The organism is Kluyvera sp. EC_51 (assembly GCF_019584505.1).
Lineage (GTDB): Bacteria > Pseudomonadota > Gammaproteobacteria > Enterobacterales > Enterobacteriaceae > Kluyvera > Kluyvera sichuanensis.
In genome coordinates, this window is the sequence record NZ_VDAG01000008.1 from 1,087 (window position 1) to 2,221 (window position 1,135).

Annotated in this window: 1 protein-coding gene and 1 pseudogene; both read right to left on the minus strand. The window is 52.6% G+C overall.

What is annotated here, in order from left to right; all coding sequences use genetic code 11:
- Positions 1 to 403 (minus strand): annotated as a pseudogene (locus tag FHC49_RS24300) (IS1-like element transposase); the annotation flags it as partial.
- 33 nt (positions 404 to 436) lie between these two features.
- Positions 437 to 1,080, minus strand: a protein-coding gene (locus tag FHC49_RS03295; protein ID WP_220438695.1) for an IS1 family transposase whose coding sequence is annotated in 2 segments (ribosomal slippage) — positions 437 to 831 and positions 831 to 1,080 — 645 coding nt in all. Because the reading frame shifts where the segments join, the coding sequence is not laid out codon by codon here.
- Between the last annotated feature and the right edge of the window lie 55 nt (positions 1,081 to 1,135).

The window sequence follows — 1,135 nt, forward strand, 5'->3', positions numbered from 1 at the left end:
CCCCACTGTTCGTCCATTTCAGCGCAGACAATCACATCACTGCCCGGTTGTATGCGCGAGGTTACCGACTGCGGCCTGAGTTTTTTAAGTGACGTAAAACCGTGTTGAGGCCAACGCCCATAATGCGTGCACTGGCGCGGCCTGAGTTTTTTAAGTGACGTAAAACCGTGTTGAGGCCAACGCCCATAATGCGTGCACTGGCGCGACATCCGACGCCATTCATGGCCATATCAATGATTTTCTGGTGCGTACCGGGCTGAGAGGCGGTGTAAGTGAACTGCAGTTGCCATGTTTTACGGCAGTGAGAGCAGAGATAGCGCTGATGTCCGGCGGTGCTTTTGCCGTTACGCACCACCCCGTCAGTAGCTGAACAGGAGGGACAGCTGATAGAAACAGAAGCCACTGGAGCACCTCAAAAACACCATCATACACTAAATCAGTAAGTTGAGAACGACAGTGACTTCCGTCCCAGCCTTGCCAGATGTTGTCTCAGATTCAGGTTATGTCGCTCAATGCGCTGAGTGTAACGCTTGCTGATAACGTGCAGCTTTCCCTTCAGGCGTGATTCATAAAGCGGCCAGCCATCCGTCATCCATACCACCACATCAAAGACCGACAGCAGCTCCAGAAGACGCTCCAGTGTGGCCAGAGTACGCTCACCAAAGACGTGTGCCACCACCGTCCTGCGCATCCTGTCATAGGCGTAAAATAACCAGCGCTGACGTGATTTAGCCCCGACGTAGCCCCACTGTTCGTCCATTTCCGCGCAGACAATGACGTCACTGCCCGGTTGTATGCGCGATGTTACCGGCTCCGGCCTGAGTTTTTTAAGTGCCGTAAAATCGTGTTGAGGCCAACGCCCATAATGCGGGCACTGGCACGGCACCCAACCCCATTCATAGCCATATCAATGATTTTCTGATGTGTACCGGGTTGAGAGGCGGTGTAAGTGAAGCTGATTTGCCATGTTTTACGGCAGTGAGAGCAGAGATAGCGCTGATGTCCGGCAGTGCTTTTACCGTTACGCACGACGCCTTCGGTAGCTGAACAAGTGGGACATCTGATGGAAATGGAAGCCACGCAAGCACCTTAAAATCACCATCATACACTAAATCAGTAAGTTGGCAGCATTACC